Below are 18,851 nucleotides of genomic sequence, written 5' to 3'. Positions count from 1 at the left end.
CCGCCTGACACGCCACCCCCATCACGCTTTGTCCCGCCGGTCTCCCCACTGTTGTGCCATGCCCCTCGCTGCCGGCCATGCCTTGGCCTTTGTAGGAGCCCGGCTTGCCGGCGACCCGGGCACCGGCAAGCCGGGGTATGCCGGCACCGACCGGCATGGCCAGCCCTCAGAGGCGCTCCTGCTGGCCGATATCCAGCGCGCAACCCTGCGCCACCCGTCCTCGGCGCGCCGAATGACGCAGAACGTCACTTTCTGACCTAACAGGTCAAATCTACCCCTGTGCCCCCCGTCACGGCTCAAACGTGCCCGATGACCGGTCGCCAGCGGCGAATGGTTGGTAGACTGAACAGGCTCGATGGGGAGTCCGTACTTGGCATGACACCTGCGTGCATATCCCGCACGTGGCTACCCGCCGCGCATTGCCCGCGTTCCGGAAAGGACACGGGTCCGAAAGGCAAAAGTGTCCTAACCACCAACCGCTTTAGGGGATATGTCTCATGAAGAAGAACATGCAGGGTTTTACCCTCATTGAACTGATGATCGTCGTGGCGATTGTCGCGATTCTGGCTGCCATCGCGCTGCCGGCTTATCAAGACTACGTGGTTCGTTCGCGTGTTTCCGAAGCTATGACTGCGGCTTCGGCAGCCAAGATCTTGGTCGCGGAAAATGCTGCCAATGGCAAGCCGCTGGCGCAGGGCTTCTCGGCCCCCGCGGCGACTAAGAACCTGACCTCGCTGGAAATTGGCGATACGGGCATCATCACTGCGACTACGACTGGTGCTGCCGGCGGCGGCACGATCATTTTTGCGCCCGCCCCGGCTCTGGTTGCCGGAACTCCGCCGGCTGACCGCATCGACTGGAGCTGCACCGGCGGTACGCTCGTGCAGAAGTATCGCCCGGCTGAGTGCCGTTCGTAATTTGCTGTAGGACTTTGATTTGAAAGAGACAGCCTCGCTTCGGCGGGGCTGTTTTTTTTTGGCACGGAAGATGCGTGCTTTCGATATTAACAGCTGAGCCTTGGGGAAGGACATGCGGCGAGTACGGGGATTTACGCTGATTGAGTTGATGATCGTAGTGGCGATCGTTGCCATCTTGGCGGCCTTAGCGTTCCCCGCCTATCAGGACTACGTGGTGCGAAGTCGTGTCACCGAGGGCTTGAGCCTTCTGGCAGATGCCAAGGCCACGGTCATCGAGAATGCTTCGTCGGGCAAACCATTCGCCCAAGGATTCACCTTCCCCACAGCCACCAAGAGTGTCGGCAATATCTCGATCGCTGGCGCCGATGGCAGCATCACACTGACGATGAAGGCCAATGCGGGTGGCGGCACGATCATATTCATGCCGGATCCCGTGCTCGTCGAAGGGACGCCGCCTTCAGATCGTGTGGAGTGGAGCTGCACTGGCGGAAGCCTGGCGCAGAAGTACCGTCCGGCAGAGTGCCGTTCCTGACAAGTTTCCCCGATGAGGGAACTAGGATTGTTTTTCCATCTGGCTTAATGCAATTGCAGTAATAGTAGATCCATCAACTTGATGGGCCTACTGCATTTGGGAATGTTGAGGTGTCAGGAAGGTTTTGATGTGTGGTAATCGTTCGCGGATGATGGTGCGAAGGAGGCCAAAAGATGTCGACCGTGTCCGCTAAACAGCCATAGACGGAAGTCGCTCCTGTGGGTGAGGGTGGCAGGCAAGCACCAACCTGGCCGCGACCGGCACGGACTTTGCGTTATCTTTCTCCGTCCAGTCTCGGGAATCCGCGTATGAATGCTGTCGTGACCGCTAACCTCGTCGGCATCACCGGCATCGCGCGCCGGCTGGTGCAGGACGGCGCCCTGGACGAGGCCGCTGCCCGCGCCGCCATGGCCCAGGCCACCGAGGCCAAGCTACCACTGGCACAGTGGATCGCCGAGAAGAAGCTGGTCGCCCCGGCGCAGATGGCCGCGGCCAATGCAGTCGAATTCGGAATGCCGCTGCTGGATGTCGCCGCGTTCGATCCCAGCCAGAACGCGCTGAAGCTGGTCAGCGAGGAGCTGGTCCAGAAGCACCACGTGCTGCCGCTGTTCAAGCGCGGCAACAAGCTCTTCGTCGGCACCAGCCAGCCCACCCAGACCGCCTCGCTGGCCGAGCTGCAGTTCCACACCAACCTGGTGGTGGAAGCGATCCTGGTCGACGAGGACCAGATCCGCCGCACCCTGGAACAGTGGCAGAACGCAAGCGGGCAGATCAGCGGTGACCTGGGCGGCGATGACGAGGGGCTGGACAACCTGGAAATCGGTGGCGGCGAGGAGGACGCCGGCGGTGATTCCGGCGTCGACGCCAAGGGCGACGACACGCCCGTGGTCAAGTTCGTCAACAAGGTGCTGATCGACGCGATCCGCCGCGGCGCCTCGGACATCCACTTCGAGCCCTACGAAACCGACTACCGGGTGCGCCTGCGCATCGACGGCCTGCTCAAGTCGGTGGCCAAGGCGCCGGTGAAGCTGAGCCCGCGTATCGCCGCGCGCCTCAAGGTCATGGCGCAGCTGGATATCGCCGAAAAGCGCGTCCCGCAGGACGGACGCATCAAGCTCAACCTGTCCAAGACCAAGCAGATCGACTTCCGCGTCAGCACACTGCCGACCCTGTTCGGCGAGAAGGTGGTGCTGCGTATCCTCGATGGCAGCGCGGCCAAGCTGGGCATCGACAAGCTGGGCTACGAAGAAGACCAGCAGAAGCTGTTCCTGGATGCGATCCAGAAGCCCTACGGCATGGTCCTGGTGACCGGACCGACCGGCTCGGGCAAGACCGTGTCGCTGTACACCGCGCTGGGCATCCTCAACGACGACCAGCGCAACATCTCCACGGTCGAGGACCCGGTGGAAATCCGCCTGCCCGGCGTGAACCAGGTGCAGCAGAACGTCAAGCGCGGCATGACCTTCGCCGCGGCCCTGCGCAGCTTCCTGCGCCAGGATCCGGACATCATCATGGTCGGCGAAATCCGCGACCTGGAGACGGCCGAGATCGGCGTCAAGGCGGCGCAGACCGGCCACATGGTGCTGTCCACGCTGCATACCAACGACGCGCCGCAGACCATCGCGCGCCTGATGAACATGGGCATCGCGCCGTTCAACATCATCTCGTCGGTGACCCTGGTGATCGCCCAGCGCCTGGCGCGACGGCTGTGCAGCCGCTGCAAGAAGCCGTCCGAGCTGCCGGAGCACGCGCTGCTGGCCGAAGGCTTCACCGAGGCGCAGATCAAGGCCGGGTTCACCCTGTACGAAGCGGTGGGCTGCGACGAGTGCACCGAAGGCTACAAGGGCCGTACCGGCATCTACCAGGTGATGCCGATGAGCGAGGAGATCCAGGCCATCGTGCTGGAAGGCGGCAACGCCATGCAGATCGCCGAAGCGGCACAGAAGGCCGGTATCCGCGACCTGCGCCAGTCGGCGCTGATGAAGTGCCGCAGTGGCGTCACCAGCCTGGCCGAGATCAATCGCGTTACCAAGGATTGATGCGGCAGGGTTTGTACGGGCGAGTTTTTTTGTAGGAGCGGACTTCAGGCCGCGAAGCCTGCGGCCTCGGCAGGGGCGACGTGTTCGCGATTCCGGCGGACTCGGCACGGGCGAGGTCTTCGTGGCGTCCGATCGCCTCGGTGTCGCGGTCGTGCCCGCTCCTACAAGGCGATGCGGACAGCGCCAACGGGTTTGTAGGAGCGGACTTCAGGCCGCGAAGCCTGCGGCCTCGGCAGGGGCGACGCGTTCGTGATTCCGGCGGACTCGGCACGGGCGGCGTCTTCGTGGCGTCCGACCGCCTCGGTGTCGCGGTCGTGCCCGCTCCTACAAGGCGATGCGGACAGCGCCAGGGGTTTGTAGGAGCGGACTTCAGGCCGCGAAGTCGACGTCTTTGGCACGGGCGACGCCGCACGATTCCGACGGACTCGGCACGGGCGGCGTCTTCGTGGCGTCTGACCGCCTCGGTGTCGCGGTCGTGCCCGCTCCTACAAGGCGATGCGGACAGCGCCCACGGGTTTGTAGGAGCGGACTTCAGGCCGCGAAGCCTGCGGCCTCGGCACGGGCGACGCGTTCGCGATTCCGGCGGACTCGGCACGGGCGGCGTCTTCGTGGCGCCTGACCGCCTCGGTGTCGCGGTCGTGCCCGCTCCTACAAGGCGATGCGGACAGCGCCAACGGGTTTGTAGGAGCGGACTTCAGGCCGCGAAGCCGACGTCTTCGGCACGGGCGACGCCGCACGATTCCGACGGACTCGGCACGGGCGAGGTCTTCGTGGCGTCCGATCGCCTCGGTGTCGCGGTCGTGCCCGCTCCTACAAGGCGATGCGGACAGGGCCAACGGGTTTGTAGGAGCGGACTTCAGGCCGCGAAGCCGACGTCTTTGGCACGGGCGACGCCGCACGATTCCGACGGACTCGGCACGGGCGGCGTCTTCGTGGCGTCTGACCGCCTCGGTGTCGCGGTCGTGCCCGCTCCTACAGGAGCGGACAACGGGTGGGGTCTTGGGTTGCCGGGTTTTTGTGTGCGCGCGCAACGCCACGCAGGGTGGGGTGGTTGCAGGGGGCAGGCCGGGCGCGGCGAATTCCTACATCGGCGTGCGGGGTGCGCTGCTGGGCGGGTAGTTCGTGGACGCGCATCGTGTGTCCATGGACATGCACGTCGAGGATCGCTTCCGGGGACACCGCGCTTTGCGGCGCGGCCGCGTGTCGTTGCCGGGGCAGGTCTACCACGTCACCGTCGCCACCCGCGACCGGAACCCCTGGTTCGCCAACTTCCATGTCGGCTGCGAGGCGGTTCGGGCGTTCCGGCAACCCGCCGCGCTGGCCGATGCAAGGCTGCTGGCCTGGGTGCTGATGCCCGACCACGCGCACTGGCTGATCGAGCTTGGACCGCGGGTGCCGCTGGAGATGGTGGTCTCGCGGATGAAGGCGGCCACGGGCGTGCAGGTCAACCGGATGCTGGCGCGTGCCGGAGCCCTGTGGGGGCCGGCCTTCCATGACAGGGCACTGCGGCAGGAGGATGACCTGCGCTCGGTTGCGCGCTACATCGTGGCCAATCCGCTGCGAGCGGGGCTGGTCGAGCGCATCGGCGACTACCCGTTCTGGGACTGCGTGTGGCTGGACGGGGCTTCGCTGTAGGGGCGTCGGGAGACAGGTGTGTCGTGGTTCCGGTGTCCTCGATCGGATCTTCGAGGCGGTCGGAATATAGGGGGCGGTCGGAATCATGAGGCGTCACCCCTGCCAAGGCGTCGGCTTCGCGGACTGAAGTCCGCTCCTACAGTTTCCCAGCCCGTGCCCGGATCGCGCGCGCTTCGTAGGAGCGGGCATGACCGCGACACCGAGACGCTCGGATCTCCGAGGCGGTCGTATCTCCCAGGCGGTCGTATCTCCCAGGCGGTCGAAATCATGGGAGGCGTCACCCCTGCCAAGGCGTCGGCTTCGCGGACTGAAGTCCGCTCCTACAGGAGCAGGGGCCGCGTTCGCCCTGGCCCGGGCGCTTCGGCCAGCACCTGCTGGAAGGGCACGCGCCACAACGCCCCGGGCTGGCCGCGAACCCCCACACCGGTCATGCTTTGCGGATTCCATTGTCCGCGGCGAGCCGATGTTCAGCATTCCGATACGCGTCTACTGGGAAGATACCGACGCCGGTGGCGTGGTCTACCACGCGCGGTACGTGGCTTTCCTGGAGCGGGCGCGCAGCGATGCGCTGCGTGCGATGGGCCGGGGCCAGCAGGCGCTGCAGCAGGCCGGGCTGGTGTTCGCGGTGCATTCGATGCGGTTGGACTTCCTGCGCCCGGCGCGGCTGGACGACCTGCTCGAGGTGACCGCGGAGGTGGCCCGCGTCGGCCGCGCCAGCGTGGTCTTCACCCAGCGCATCCTGCGCGGGGAGGAGCTGCTGCTGGCGGCGGAGGTGAAGGTGGCCTCGTTGCGTGCCGCCGATTTCCGTCCGGCGCCCATGGAAGAATCGTTGTACGAGGAACTGAAATCGATGCAGGCCGGTCACACGACATGACCGTCCGGCGAGCAGGAACCTTGCGGCAAGCCCCATCCGGCCTCCCCGCGCGTTCCGTATCCTGACCACCCGGCGCTGGTCGGGCCCGATCCTGCCGCAGCCCGGATGCACGGGCGACGGCACCCCGCACGGCAACACGACATTGTTGAAGAGGAATCCCCAAGCATGATCGGAGCGACCCTGGCCCTGGTGGCCACCGTGGTTGAGGCCCTGCCCGAAGAAGCGGCTGCCGCTGCGGCCGGTGCCGCCGCCACCGCGGCGCACGGCGGCATCAACTACCTGGACCTGATGTTGCGGGCCAGCCTGCCGGTCAAGCTGATCGTGCTGCTGCTGCTGGCCGGATCGGTGATCAGCTGGGTGATCATTTTCCGCAAGTTGCGCAGCTTCAAGGCGGCCGACCAGGAGGCCGACGAGTTCGAGAACCGGTTCTGGTCCGGCGCCGAGCTGGGCAAGCTGTACGCGGCGGCGACCGACCGCAACCGCACGGTCGGCGGCCTGGAGGCGATCTTCGAAGCGGGCTTCCGCGAATTCACCCGCCTGCGCGACAAGCGCCGCCATGACGGCCGCGCCCAGCTGGAAGGCGCGCAGCGCGCGATGCGCGTGGCCTACACCCGCGAAGTCGGCAAGCTCGAGCGCAACCTGGAGCTGCTGGCCAACATCGGCTCGACCGCGCCGTACGTCGGCCTGGTCGGCACCGTGTTCGGGATCATGGTGACCATGCACGACATGGTCAGCCAGGGCGCGCAGGTCGGCATCGCCTCGGTGGCGCCGGGCATCTCCGAGGCGTTGTTCGCCACGGCGATCGGCCTGTTCGTGGCGATCCCGGCGGTGTGGGCCTACAACCGCTATACCAGCCGCGTGGACCGCCTGTCGCAGCGCTACGAGAGCTTCGCCGACGAGTTCAGCTCGATCCTGCAGCGCCAGGCCGGCGGCGAGGAATGAGCCGGGACCACCCGGCCGGGAGCACGCCATGAGCACACTCGCACGCCACAAGCGCCGCAAGCTCAAGTCCGAGATCAACGTCGTGCCCTACATCGACGTGATGCTGGTGCTGCTGATCATCTTCATGGTCACCGCGCCCCTGCTGAGCCTGAGCGTGGACGTGGACCTGCCGCAGTCCAGGGCGCGCGCGGTCGACAGCAAGAAGGACCCGGTGATCGTCACTGTCGACGCCGACGGGCGCTATTTCCTGACCCTGCAGGGCGGCAAGCCCGAGGGCATCGATGCCACCGAGCTGAGCGCGCGGCTGGGCGCCTTCGTCGCCCAGAACAAGGATGTGCCGGTGTTCGTCGCCGCCCCGGGCGTGACCGAATACCAGAAGGTCATGGACACGATGGTGCTGGTCCAGGCCGCCGGCGTGCCGCGGGTCAGCCTGATGAGCCAGCCGGGCGGCGCACCGAAGTGAGCGACGTGACCGACATAGCCGGGCCGGCCCGCCGATGACCGCGACCGCACATGCACGCTGACGCGTTCTACCGCCAGCCCGACGACCGCGAAGGCGGGCTTGCCGGCCCGCTCGCGCTGGCCATCGGCCTGCACGTGCTGGTCGCGTTGCTGTTCTGGGTGGCCTGGTGGTGGTCGCCGCAGCGGCAGGTGGAACCGGCCGCCGGCTCGCCGGTGATCGAGGCTTCGCTGGTGATGTCGCCGGCGGACGTGGCCGCCGCGCAGCGGCGCGCCGAAGAGGCGCCCAAGCCCGAGCCCGAGCCGCTGCCCGAGCCGGTCACCGAGCCCGCACCCGAGGAAACCGTGCCGCCGCCGCAGCCGGTGCCCGAACCGCGCCCGCAGGACGCGGTGGTGGCGCCGCAGCAGCAGGCGCAGGAATTCATTCCCGAACCCGACACGGTCGACCAGGACGCCGCCCGTCGCGACGCCATCGCCAGGGAAAAGGCCGAGAAGGAACAGGAAGAGCGCCGCCGCCAGGAGCAGGTCGACCTGACCGAGGAGCGCGAGAAGCAGAAGGCCGCCGAGAACCAGCGCCGGCTCGCCGCGCAGGCCGAGGACGACAAGCAGAAGAAGCTGGCCGAACTGCGCCGGCAGCGCGAGCAGGCCGCACGCCAGGTGGCGCTGGCCGAACAGAAGGTGCGCCAGCTCGAACAGGTGCAGCAGCGCCAGAGCGCGCCGCCGACTCCGCCCAGCCAGGGGACGCCGGGGCAGGGCGGTACCAGCGAGGACCTGACCGCCAAGTACGCCGCGGCGATCCAGCAGGCCGTGCTGAACCAGTGGATCCGGCCCGACACCGTGCCGCTGGGCCAGCGCTGCCGCGTGTCGATCCGGCAGATCCCGGGCGGGGAGGTGATCGATGTCGAGATCCAGCCGGGCTGTCCCTTCGACGAGGCCGGGCGTCGTTCGCTGGAGGCCGCGGTGCTGCGCGCCAAGCCGCTGCCGTACCGCGGCTTCGAGTCCGCCTTCCAGCGCAACCTGACCCTCAATTTCGAAGCGCAGGACCGCTGAGCGCCGCCATATCGCGCCGTCGCGCGCGCCACCTTGGTAGGAGTGGGCACGACCGCGACACCGAGGCCGTCGGATTTCCGCGGCACGTCGGAACCTGCGGTACCTCAGAACCTGCACGGCGTCGCCCGTGCCGAAGCGTCGGCTTCGCGGCCTGAAGTCCGCTCCTACAAGAGCCCGCGACCCGCCCCGTACAGGACCCGCGCCCCGCGTTGTAGGAGCGGGCACGACCGCGACACCGAGGCCGTCGGATTTCCGCGGCACGTCGGAACCTGCGGTACGTCAGAACCTGCACGGCGTCGCCCGTGCCGAGGCGTCGGCTTCGCGGCCTGAAGTCCGCTCCTACAAGAGCCCGCTACCCGCCGTACAGGAGCCCGCGCCCCGCCGTTGTAGGAGCGGGCACGACCGCGACACCAAACCCTGCCAGGTCGCGCGTTCCCTGTTTCGTGAACCGGCATTCACGACAATTTCGTTCATGATTGCGAAAATGTTCACGCCTACGCTGCTATTCCTTCCTGCCCGGACCTGGATCGACGACCGCCTGCCATGAAAACTCCCCTGCGCTGGTTCGCCCTGATCGCCTTTGTACTCCTGCCCTTCGTGGCCTCGGCCCAGCAGCAGGGCCTGGAGATCGACATCATCGGCGGCAACGCTTCGGCCCTGCCGATCACCGTGGTCCCGATGCCCTACCAGGGCAGCGGCACGCCGCCGGAAACGGACGTGGCCAAGGTGGTGCGTGACGACCTGGCCCGTTCCGGCCTGTTCCGGACCCTGCCCGAGGCCCAGATCGTCGAGCGCCCGACCCGGGGCGGGGAGATCCAGTACCCGACCTGGAAGCAGCTCAAGCAGGACTACATCGTGGTCGGCCGGATGCTGGACGGCGGCGACGGCGGCTACCGGATCGAGTACGAACTGTTCGACGTGGCCCGGGGCGAGCGCCTGCTGGGCCTGGCGATCACCGCCCGGGCCAACGCGACGCGCGACGCGGCGCACCAGATCGCCGATGCGGTCTACGAGAAGATCCTGGGCGTGCGCGGCGCGTTCTGGACCCGCATCGCTTACGTGACGGCCAGCGGCCGCGGCAAGGACATGCGTTTCGCGCTGAACGTGGCGGACGCGGACGGCTGGAACCCGCAGACCGTGGTCCGCTCGGCCGAACCGCTGCTGTCGCCGGCCTGGAGCCCGGACGGGCGCAAGCTGGCCTATGTCAGCTTCGAGCGCGGCAACTCGGCGATCTACGTGCAGGACATCTCCTCGGGCGCGCGCGAACTGGTCTCCAGCTTCCGTGGCATCAACGGCGCACCGTCGTTCTCGCCGGACGGGCGCAAGCTGGCCATGTCCCTGTCGCGCAGCGGCAATCCCGAGATCTACGTCATGGACCTGGGCAGCAAGCAGCTGACCCAGCTGACCAACCACTTCGGCATCGACACCGAGCCGACCTGGAGCGCGGATGGCAGCACCATCTACTTCACCTCCGACCGGGGGGGCCGTCCGCAGATCTACCAGGTGTCCTCGGGCGGCGGCAGCGCCGGCCGGGTCACCTTCCAGGGCAACTACAACGCCACCGCCAGCGTGTCCTACGACGGCAAGAAGGTCGCGGTGGCCCAGGGCGCCGGCAACACCTACCGGATCGCGATCATGGATTCCAGCCTCGGTTCGCCGCGCTGGAGCACCATTTCCACCGGCTCCCTCGACGAATCCCCCAGCTTCGCCCCCAACGCCAGCATGCTCCTGTATGCCGCGCGCGAAGGCGGACGCGGGGTGCTTTACGCCGTTTCCGCCGATGGCCGGGTGCGCCAGCGCCTGGTCCTGGCCGATGGCGACGTGCGCGAGCCGGCCTGGTCCCCCTACCGCAGCGCTCGTTAAAAATCAGTTGTAAGATTACGCGGTTGCGTTTGTCCTACCACCACCCTAGTGCATCCCAAGGAATGATATGAACACCTCCACCCGTGTCCTGCTGGTTTCGCTGCTGTCCGTGGCCGCCCTGGCCGGCTGCTCCAAGAAGGTCAAGGAAGCGCCCGTCGCCGACACCACCCCGACCACCCCGACCGCGCCGGTCGCCACCGACGACGGCGTCTATGGTCCGGAAGACCTGGACACCGATGCTTGCCTGCGCCAGCGCGTCATCCACTTCGATTTCGACCAGTACACCGTGAAGCCGGAGTACCAGGCCGTCGTCGCCTGCCACGCCAAGTACCTGCGTGACCGTCCGTCGTCGCGCCAGAACCTGGAAGGCCACACCGACGAGCGCGGCAGCCGCGAGTACAACATGGGCCTGGGCGAGCGCCGCGGCAACGCCGTGTCGTCCGCGCTGCAGGGCGCCGGTGCCTCGGCCACCCAGCTGACCGTGGTCAGCTACGGCGAAGAGCGTCCGGTCTGCACCGAGTCGACCGAGGCCTGCTGGGCGCAGAACCGTCGCGTCGAGATCGTCTACAGCGCGCGCTGATCCATGCGCTTGAAGCACCCCTTGCGGATGCTGGTCGTGGCGGCCCTCGTGGCCGCCACGCCCGCTTACGCGCAGAAGCTGAGCCTGGCCGACCGGGTCGCCCGGCTGGAACTGCAGGCCAACAACACCCAGGCCAACCAGGACCTCCTGAACCAGCTCGACCAGCTGCGCACGGAAGTCCAGTCGTTGCGCGAGACGGTCGAGCAGCTCCAGAACGAGAACGGCCAGCTGCAACAGCGCAACCGTGACCAGTACCTGGACCTGGACGGTCGCCTCAACCGCCTCGAAGGCGGAGCCTTGCCGCCGCCCGCCGCCACTGGCGCACCTGCTGCCGCCGCGCCTGCCGTCGCCCCGACCCGGACGGTCACGCCCGGTCCGGCCGATGCCACGCCGCGGGTGCATGGCGATCCCGGTTCGCTGGCCCAGTCCGGCGACGAGCGCGGCGCCTACAACCAGGCCTTCGATGCGCTCAAGGCCGGTCGCTACGACGAGTCGGCGCAGCTGTTCCAGGCTTTCATCGACGCCTGGCCCGCCGGCATCTACGCGCCCAACGCGCTGTACTGGCTGGGCGAGAGCTATTACGCCACCAAGAATTTCAAGCTGGCCGGCCAGCAGTTCGACGCGCTGATCAGCCGCTATCCGACCCATGACAAGGCGCCCGGCGCCCTGCTCAAGCGCGGCCTGTCCCAGTTCGGCGATGGCCAGGTGCCCGAGGCCCGGGCCACCCTGCAGCAGGTCGTCAACCTCTACCCGGGCACCGATGCGGCGCGCATCGCCAGCGATCGCCTGCATTCGATCGAGATCGGCCAGCTGCGCTGAGCGCGCCTGCGTGCGACCCGCGTGCGCGGCTGTGCGCATGAGCGGTCATGCCGCGACACCGACGCCCTCGAACAGGCGATGTCACCAGGATCCTGACGCCTGTATCGCGGAATGGAAGTCCGCTCCCGCGCGGTTGTGTAGGAGCGGGCATGACCGCGACACCGACGTCTTCGACACAGGCGACGCCATCGCGATTCCGATGCCCTCGGTGTCGCGGTCATGCCCGCTCCTACATCACCCCCGCGGCCCGTCCGCCTGAGAACCACGATCCGCCGATGGATACTCTCGTCCCGCAGAGCCGCCTCAAGCTCACCGAAATCTTCCTGTCGCTGCAGGGCGAAGCCAACGCCGCGGGATGGCCGACCGTGTTCGTGCGCCTCACCGGCTGCCCGTTGCGCTGCCAGTACTGCGACACCGCCTACGCCTTCCATGGCGGGCAGTGGTGGGAGATCGAAGACATCCTCGCCGAGGTTGCCCGCCAGGGCGTGCGCCACGTCTGCGTGACCGGCGGCGAGCCGCTGGCTCAGAAGCGCTGCCTGGACCTGCTGCAGCGCCTGTGCGATGCCGGCTACGACGTCTCGCTGGAAACCTCCGGCGCGCTCGACATCGCAGGGGTCGACGCGCGCGTGTCGCGGGTGGTGGACCTGAAGACGCCCGGTTCGGCCGAGATGGCGCGCAACCGGCTGGAGAACATCCCGCTGCTCACCGCCCGCGACCAGGTCAAGTTCGTGCTGTGCGGCCGCGCCGACTACGAATGGGCGCGGGACATGGTCGCCGAGCACGGCCTGGCCGCACGCTGCGACGTGCTGTTCTCGCCGAGCAAGAGCGAGCTCGAGCCGCGCGCGCTGGCCGACTGGATCGTGGCCGACCGCCTGCCGGTGCGTTTCCAGATGCAGCTGCACAAGCTCCTCTGGAACGACGAGCCCGGGCGCTGAGCGAGGGGGTGGTCGCGCGCGACAGATCCGGTCCGAGACCAGCCGCCTTTCGCGAAGCGGACTGTCGCTTTTTGTAGGAGCGGGCATGACCGCGACGCGAGGCCGTCGGAACCATGAGGGTGTCGCCCGCGCCATGAGGCGTCGGTGTCGCGGTCATGCCCGCTCCTACAAAGAGCAGATGACCGGTCGCGCAACCGAGCGGTGCCATGCCTGAAACTCCCGCACGGCGACCTACAATGGCGCCCCCAATCCACGCAGCTGCCCCGCCCATGAAGAACGCCGTCGTCCTCGTCTCCGGTGGCATGGATTCGGCCGTCGTCCTGGCCATGGCCAGGGAACAGGGCTATGCCGTGCATGCACTCAGCGTGCGCTACGGCCAGCGCCACACCTCCGAACTGGATGCCGCGGACCGGGTCGCGCGTGCGCTGGGTGCGGTGGCGCACAAGACCGTGACCGTGGACCTGCGTGCGATCGGCGGCTCGGCCCTGACCGATGACATCGAGGTGCCCGACGCGGGCGGCGAGGGCATCCCGGTCACCTACGTGCCGGCGCGCAACACGATCATGCTTTCGGTGGCGCTGGGCTGGGCCGAGGTGCTGGGTGCGGCCGACATCTTCTGCGGGGTCAATGCGGTCGATTACTCGGGCTATCCGGACTGCCGGCCGGAATTCGTCGAAGCCTTCGAGCGCCTGGCCAACCTCGCCACCAAGGCGGGCGTGGAAGGCGCCGGGATCCGCGTGCATGCGCCGCTGATCCGCATGGGCAAGGACGAAATCGTGCGCGAAGGCCTGCGCCTGGGCGTGGACTTTTCCCAGACCGTGTCGTGCTATCGCGCCGATGCCGGGGGGCGCGCCTGCGGCCACTGCGACGCCTGCCGGCTGCGTGCCGCCGGCTTCGACGCCGCTGGCGTGACCGACCCCACGCTCTACGTCGACGGCGCTGGCTGAGCTGCGTCGCAGTCCGAGGGTCCGTGGCCGGCGTGCGAAGGGCCTCGATGGACGCCTCGTAGAGCGGGACATGCCCCGCGATCGTGACCCGGCGCCTCCATCGTGCGCGATGCAGCCGGGCAAAGCCCGGCTCCACGCAGGCGCCACGGACCGGACCCAGCTGCGGCGCGATCAGGTAAAATGCCCGCCCGGCCGAGCGCCGGCGCGCGTGGGCCGTTAGCTCAGTCGGTAGAGCATCGGACTTTTAATCCGCTGGTCGACGGTTCGAATCCGTCACGGCCCACCATCTTTCCCGCCTCATCTTCGACGGCCATGCACGGGTGATCGCCGGGCATGCATCGCGCCCGGTTCGATCCGTGCCATCGACTTGCGTGCGTTCACGCCTTCACTGAACCGGTTCGGCTTCGCGGCGTGCACGCGGTTGAAGCACGACCGGGGCGGGCGCATATTCGATTTCCCCCTGGTTCGACGACGCGGTCCGATAAAGCGCCCCGGCACCGTCTCACCTGCTGCGACGCCCCGGCGCCACGCTGCGGCTCCCGCCGCGATCCCCGACATGACCCTCGACGCCTTCCATCCCGCCGTCGCCCGCTGGTTCGACGGGGCATTTCCCGGGCCGACCGCGGCACAGGCTGCGGCGTGGCCGGCGATCATGGCCGGACGCAACACCCTGGTCGCCGCGCCCACCGGTTCGGGCAAGACCCTGACCGCGTTCCTGGCCGCGATCGACGCACTGGTGCGCGAGGGCCTGGACGGGGGTGGCGAACTGGCCGACCGCACCAGCGTCCTCTATGTGTCGCCGCTGAAGGCGCTGTCCAACGACATCCGCCTGAACCTGGAGGCGCCGCTGGCCGGGATCCGCGACGCGCTGCTGGAGCTGGGCCTGCCCGACGTGGAGATCCGTGCCGCCGTGCGCACCGGCGACACGCCGCAGGCCGAGCGTGCGCAGGTGCGCAAGAAGCCACCGCACATCCTCGTCACCACGCCCGAATCGCTGTACGTGCTGCTTGGCTCGGCCTCGGGCCGGGCGATGCTCGCCACGGTGCGCAGCGTGATCGTCGACGAGATCCACGCACTGGCCGACGACAAGCGCGGCAGCCACCTGTCGCTGTCGCTGGAACGGCTGGAAGCGCTGTGCGGGCGGCCGCTGGTGCGCATCGGGCTGTCGGCCACGCAGAAGCCGGTGGAGGAAGTCGCGCGCTTCCTGGTCGGCGGCGCGAACGTCTATCCCACGCGCGACGCGCTGCCCGGCTGGCCCGGTCCCGATCCCCTGGCCGGCAGCCAGGCGGTGCTCGGCGGCACCGCCACGCATGACGTGCCCGACTGCGCCGTGGTCGACATCGGCTACGCCAAGCAGCGCGACCTCGCGCTGGAACTGCCGCCCACGCCGCTGTCGGCGGTGATGTCCAACGAGCAGTGGGAGCAGGTCTACGCGCAGCTGGTCGAACGGGTGCGCGCGCACCGGACCACGCTGGTATTCGTCAACACGCGGCGCATGGCCGAGCGCGCCGCGTTCAACCTGGGCGAACTGCTCGGGCGCGAGAACGTCGGCACCCACCACGGCAGCCTGTCCAAGGAGCTGCGCCTGGAGGCCGAGCAGAAGCTCAAGGCCGGCCAGCTGCAGGTGCTGGTCGCCACTGCTTCGCTGGAGCTGGGTCTGGACATCGGCGACGTGGACCTGGTCTGCCAGCTCGGCTCGCCGCGCTCGATCGCCGCGTTCCTGCAGCGCGCCGGGCGCTCGGGCCACCACGTCGGCGGCGTGCCGAAGGCGCGGCTGTTCCCGCAGACCCGCGACGAGCTGGTCGAATGCGCGGCCTTGCTCGATTGCGTGCGCCGCGGTGAGCTGGACGCGTTGCGCATTCCGCCGGCGCCGCTGGACGTGCTGGCCCAGCAGATCGTGGCCGAGGTCGCCGCGACCGAATGGGACGAGGATGCGCTGTACGACTGGTGCCTGCGCGCCTGGCCGTACGCGCGGCTGGAGCGGGCGAGGTTCGACGAGGTCGTGAAGATGCTCGCCGACGGCTTCAGCGACCGGCGCGGCCCGCGTGCCGGCTGGCTGCACCGCGACGCGGTCAATCGCCGCCTGCGCGGGCGCCAGGGCGCGCGCCTGGTCGCGACCATGTCCGGCGGCACCATCCCCGACACCGGCGACTACGCGGTGGTGCTGGAGCCGTCGTCCACGTTCATCGGCTCGGTCAACGAGGATTTCGCGATCGAGAGCATGGCCGGCGACATCTTCCAGCTGGGCAATGCCAGTTACCGGATCCTGCGCGTGGAGGCGGGCCGGGTGCGGGTGGAGGATGCGCAGGGCATGCCGCCCAGCATTCCGTTCTGGCTGGGCGAGGCGCCGGGCCGCACCGACGAGCTGTCGCAGGGCGTGTCGCGGCTGCGCGAAGAGATCGCCACGCGCATGCCTGACGCCCAGGTGGTGCGCGTGCCGGCCGAAGCGGCCATCGTCGATGGCGCGGCCGATGCAGATGCAGCAGGCGGTGGCGAAGCCGGAGAGCGCTTCACCATCGATGGCGCGGATACCGCGCTGGCCTGGCTGTGCGACGAGGCGGGTTTGGACGAGTCCGCCGCGCGCCAGCTGGTCGACTACCTCGGTTCGACCGCGATCGCGCTGGGGGCGATGCCGACCCAGCAGACCATCGTGTTCGAGCGCTTCTTCGACGAGACCGGCTCGACCCACCTGGTCATCCACAGCCCCTACGGCAGCCGCCTCAACCGCGCCTGGGGCCTGGCCCTGCGCAAGCGCTTCTGCCGCCAGTTCAACTTCGAACTGCAGGCCGCGGCGACCGAGGACGCGATCGTGCTGTCGCTGTCGACCAGCCACAGCTTCCCGCTGATCGAGGTGGCCAAGTACCTGCATTCCTCGTCGGCGCAGGACGTGCTGGTGCAGGCTTTGCTGGATGCGCCGCTGTTCCCGGTGCGCTGGCGCTGGAACGCGACCACCGCGCTGGCCCTGCCGCGTTTCGTCGGCGGCAAGAAGGTGCCGCCGCAATTGCAGCGGATGAAATCCGAGGACCTGCTGGCCACGGTGTTCCCCGACCAGGTGGCCTGCCTGGAGAACATCGTCGGCGAGCGCGAAGTGCCCGACCATCCGCTGGTCGCGCAGACGCTGGACGATTGCCTGCACGAGGCGATGGACACCGAGGGCTGGCTCGAGCTGCTGCGCGGCCTGGAATCGGGTGCGATCACGGTGCAGGCGCGTGACCTGGCCGCGCCGTCGCCGCTGGCGGCCGAGGCGCTCAACGCACGTCCCTATGCTTTCCTCGACGACGCACCGCTGGAGGAGCGACGCACCCAGGCCGTGCAGACGCGCCGCTACGCCGATCCGCAGGCGGCGACCGACCTCGGGCGGCTCGACGGCGATGCGGTCGAACAGGTGCGCCGCGAAGCCTGGCCGCAGGCGCGCAACGCCGACGAGATGCACGAGGTGCTGACCGGGTTGGGCTTCGTCACCGCGGCGGAAGTGGCCGGCGAGTCCACGTGGGAGCCCTGGTTGGAGAAGCTGCTGCGCGACGCGCGCGCCACCCGGATAGTCGCCGCCGGCAGGCAGTGGTGGGTCGCGGCCGAGCGCCTGCCGCAGTTGCTGGCGCTGCATCCCTCGGCGTTGCAGCAGCCGGGGATCGCGGTACCGGAGGAGTTCGCGCGCGTCGCCTGGAGCGCCGAGGACGCGGCGGTCGCGCTGCTGCGTTCGCGCCTGACCGGCCTGGGTCCGGTGGCGGCGGCCACGCTGGCCGACAGCCTGGGCATCGCCCCGCTGGCGGTCGACATGGCGATGCTGAAACTGCAGTCGCAGGGTTACGCGATGCAGGGCCGCTTCTCGCCGCATGCCGTCGGCGAGGAATGGTGCGAGCGTCACCTGCTGGCCCGCATCCATCGCTACACGCTCAAGCGCTTGCGTCGCGAGATCGAGCCGGTGGCGCCGCGCGATTTCATGCGCTTCCTGTTCGACTGGCAGCGCGTGTCGAAGGACACGCAGGTCAGCGGCCCGGAGGCGCTGGCGGGCGTGCTGGCGCAGCTGGAAGGTTACGAAGCACCCGCCGCGGCCTGGGAAGGCGACGTGTTGCCGGCGCGCGTGCGCGACTATTCGATCGCCTGGCTCGACGACCTGTGCACCGCCGGCCGTACCCTGTGGACCCGACTGCGCGCGACCGACCCGGAGGCCGGCGCGATGCGCGGCAATCCCTCGCTGCGGTCCACGCCGATCCTGCTGCTGCCGCGCCGCAGCGTGCCGCACTGGACCGCGCTGGTTCGCGCGCCCCCAGGCAAGGCGCAGGCCGAGGACGCGGTGCTCTCGTCGCGCGCGCAGAAGGTCGCCGATTTCCTCGCGATGCACGGTGCGTCGTTCTTCGACGAGATCGTGGGCGGTACGCGGCTGCTGCAGACCGAGCTGGAAGATGCGCTGGCCGAGCTGGTCGCCCGCGGGCGCGCGCATTGCGACAGTTTTGCCGGCCTGCGCGCGTTGCTGGTGCCGGCCTCCAAGCGGCCCACGCCCGGCCACGGTCGCCGCCGCGCGATGATGCTCGGCATCGAGGATGCCGGCCGCTGGGCGCTGGTGCGACGCGTGGCGCCCGAGACGGAAGCTGCAGTTCCCGTCGCTTCCCCGGCGCGCGTCGTGCGCGCACCGAAACCGGATCCTGAGGCGGTCGAGCATGTTGCCCGCGTCCTGCTGCGCCGCTATGGCGTGGTCAGCTGGCGGGTGCTCGAACGCGAAGCCGCCTGGCTGCCCCCCTGGCGCGAACTGCTGCGCGTGTACCGGAGGTTGGAGGCGCGCGGCGAGGTGCGCGGCGGACGCTTCATCGCCGGTCTTTCCGGCGAGCAGTTCGCCCTGCCCGAAGCCATCGGCCTGCTGCGCAAGGCCCGGCAGAAGCCCGAGGACGGCACCCTGGTCTGCGTGAGCGCGCTGGACCCGCTGAACCTGGCCGGGACCGTGGTCGCCGGCGACAAGGTGCCGCGGATCGCCGGCGCGCGTGTCCTCTACCGCGACGGCATGCCGGTGGCGTCGCTGGTGGCCGGGCAGGTGGCCTTCATGGCCGAACTGGCGCCCGGGGACGCGGCGGCGGCCCGCCAGCGGTTGCTGCGTGATCCCGGGGCGGGTTCGATGCCGGGCAGGCTTGAGACGCCCTTGGCACCGCTCGTCGCTATTAAATGACCGCTCGTCGGTTCTGTGCCGGCGCGGCCCGCGGGCTTGCGATCGATCCCGGGACGGTCTCCTGTGAAAGCGCTCCAAGTCATTGAAGCTGCTTGGGTCTT

15 protein-coding genes and 1 tRNA gene are annotated in these 18,851 nt (G+C 68.8%); all 16 read left to right on the top strand.

Annotated elements, in window-relative coordinates; translation table 11 throughout:
* Positions 1-58: 58 nt before the first annotated feature.
* The 16 genes from CSC65_RS02190 to CSC65_RS02115 all read left to right on the top strand — a co-directional run bounded on the left by CSC65_RS02190 (position 59) and on the right by CSC65_RS02115 (position 18,750).
* Positions 59-256: a hypothetical protein gene (locus tag CSC65_RS02190; RefSeq protein ID WP_162408340.1), complete on the top strand. Its 198-nt coding sequence runs from the start codon at positions 59-61 to the stop codon at positions 254-256.
* A gap of 241 nt (positions 257-497) precedes the next feature.
* A complete protein-coding gene (locus CSC65_RS02185; protein ID WP_162408339.1) occupies positions 498-917 on the top strand; it encodes a pilin in 420 nt (139 codons plus the stop codon).
* Between the two features lie 112 nt (positions 918-1,029).
* A complete protein-coding gene (locus CSC65_RS02180; protein WP_162408338.1) occupies positions 1,030-1,449 on the top strand; it encodes a pilin in 420 nt (139 codons plus the stop codon).
* Between the two features lie 308 nt (positions 1,450-1,757).
* On the top strand, positions 1,758-3,488 hold the full coding sequence (pilB, locus tag CSC65_RS02175) for a type IV-A pilus assembly ATPase PilB (protein WP_162408337.1): 1,731 nt from the start codon (positions 1,758-1,760) through the stop codon (positions 3,486-3,488).
* A 1,143-nt stretch (positions 3,489-4,631) separates the two neighbouring features.
* Positions 4,632-5,123 (top strand): REP-associated tyrosine transposase, encoded by a 492-nt coding sequence (locus CSC65_RS02170; RefSeq protein ID WP_238390243.1) that lies wholly within the window; start codon positions 4,632-4,634, stop codon positions 5,121-5,123.
* 463 nt (positions 5,124-5,586) lie between these two features.
* Positions 5,587-5,997, top strand: a complete 411-nt coding sequence (gene ybgC, locus CSC65_RS02165; protein ID WP_162408336.1) for a tol-pal system-associated acyl-CoA thioesterase — start codon at positions 5,587-5,589, stop codon at positions 5,995-5,997.
* A gap of 165 nt (positions 5,998-6,162) precedes the next feature.
* Positions 6,163-6,939 (top strand): protein TolQ, encoded by a 777-nt coding sequence (gene tolQ / locus CSC65_RS02160; protein ID WP_162408335.1) that lies wholly within the window; start codon positions 6,163-6,165, stop codon positions 6,937-6,939.
* Positions 6,940-6,967: 28 nt separating this feature from the next.
* Positions 6,968-7,402 (top strand): protein TolR, encoded by a 435-nt coding sequence (gene tolR / locus CSC65_RS02155; protein ID WP_162408334.1) that lies wholly within the window; start codon positions 6,968-6,970, stop codon positions 7,400-7,402.
* 50 nt (positions 7,403-7,452) lie between these two features.
* On the top strand, positions 7,453-8,448 hold the full coding sequence (gene tolA / locus CSC65_RS02150) for a cell envelope integrity protein TolA (protein WP_162408333.1): 996 nt from the start codon (positions 7,453-7,455) through the stop codon (positions 8,446-8,448).
* Positions 8,449-8,991: 543 nt separating this feature from the next.
* Positions 8,992-10,311, top strand: a complete 1,320-nt coding sequence (gene tolB / locus CSC65_RS02145) for a Tol-Pal system beta propeller repeat protein TolB (RefSeq protein WP_162408332.1) — start codon at positions 8,992-8,994, stop codon at positions 10,309-10,311.
* Positions 10,312-10,378: 67 nt separating this feature from the next.
* Complete coding sequence (gene pal, locus CSC65_RS02140) at positions 10,379-10,891, top strand: peptidoglycan-associated lipoprotein Pal (protein ID WP_162408331.1); 513 nt, start codon at positions 10,379-10,381, stop codon at positions 10,889-10,891.
* Positions 10,892-10,894: 3 nt separating this feature from the next.
* Positions 10,895-11,710, top strand: coding sequence for a tol-pal system protein YbgF (gene ybgF / locus CSC65_RS02135; RefSeq protein WP_202922815.1), 816 nt, complete (start codon positions 10,895-10,897; stop codon positions 11,708-11,710).
* A gap of 275 nt (positions 11,711-11,985) precedes the next feature.
* Positions 11,986-12,645, top strand: coding sequence for a 7-carboxy-7-deazaguanine synthase QueE (gene queE / locus CSC65_RS02130; RefSeq protein ID WP_162408330.1), 660 nt, complete (start codon positions 11,986-11,988; stop codon positions 12,643-12,645).
* A 269-nt stretch (positions 12,646-12,914) separates the two neighbouring features.
* Complete coding sequence (gene queC, locus CSC65_RS02125) at positions 12,915-13,592, top strand: 7-cyano-7-deazaguanine synthase QueC (protein ID WP_162408329.1); 678 nt, start codon at positions 12,915-12,917, stop codon at positions 13,590-13,592.
* Positions 13,593-13,802: 210 nt separating this feature from the next.
* Positions 13,803-13,878, top strand: a tRNA-Lys gene (locus CSC65_RS02120).
* 270 nt (positions 13,879-14,148) lie between these two features.
* Positions 14,149-18,750 carry a DEAD/DEAH box helicase gene (locus CSC65_RS02115; RefSeq protein ID WP_162408328.1) on the top strand — a complete coding sequence of 1,534 codons (4,602 nt, stop codon included), beginning with the start codon at positions 14,149-14,151 and terminating at the stop codon, positions 18,748-18,750.
* The last annotated feature ends 101 nt before the right edge of the window (positions 18,751-18,851 follow it).

It is taken from the genome of Pseudoxanthomonas daejeonensis (assembly GCF_010093205.1).
Classification (GTDB): Bacteria; Pseudomonadota; Gammaproteobacteria; order Xanthomonadales; family Xanthomonadaceae; genus Pseudoxanthomonas; species Pseudoxanthomonas daejeonensis.
The sequence above is the reverse complement of the archived record's forward strand: the minus strand, read 5'-3'. Positions and strand labels throughout refer to the sequence as shown.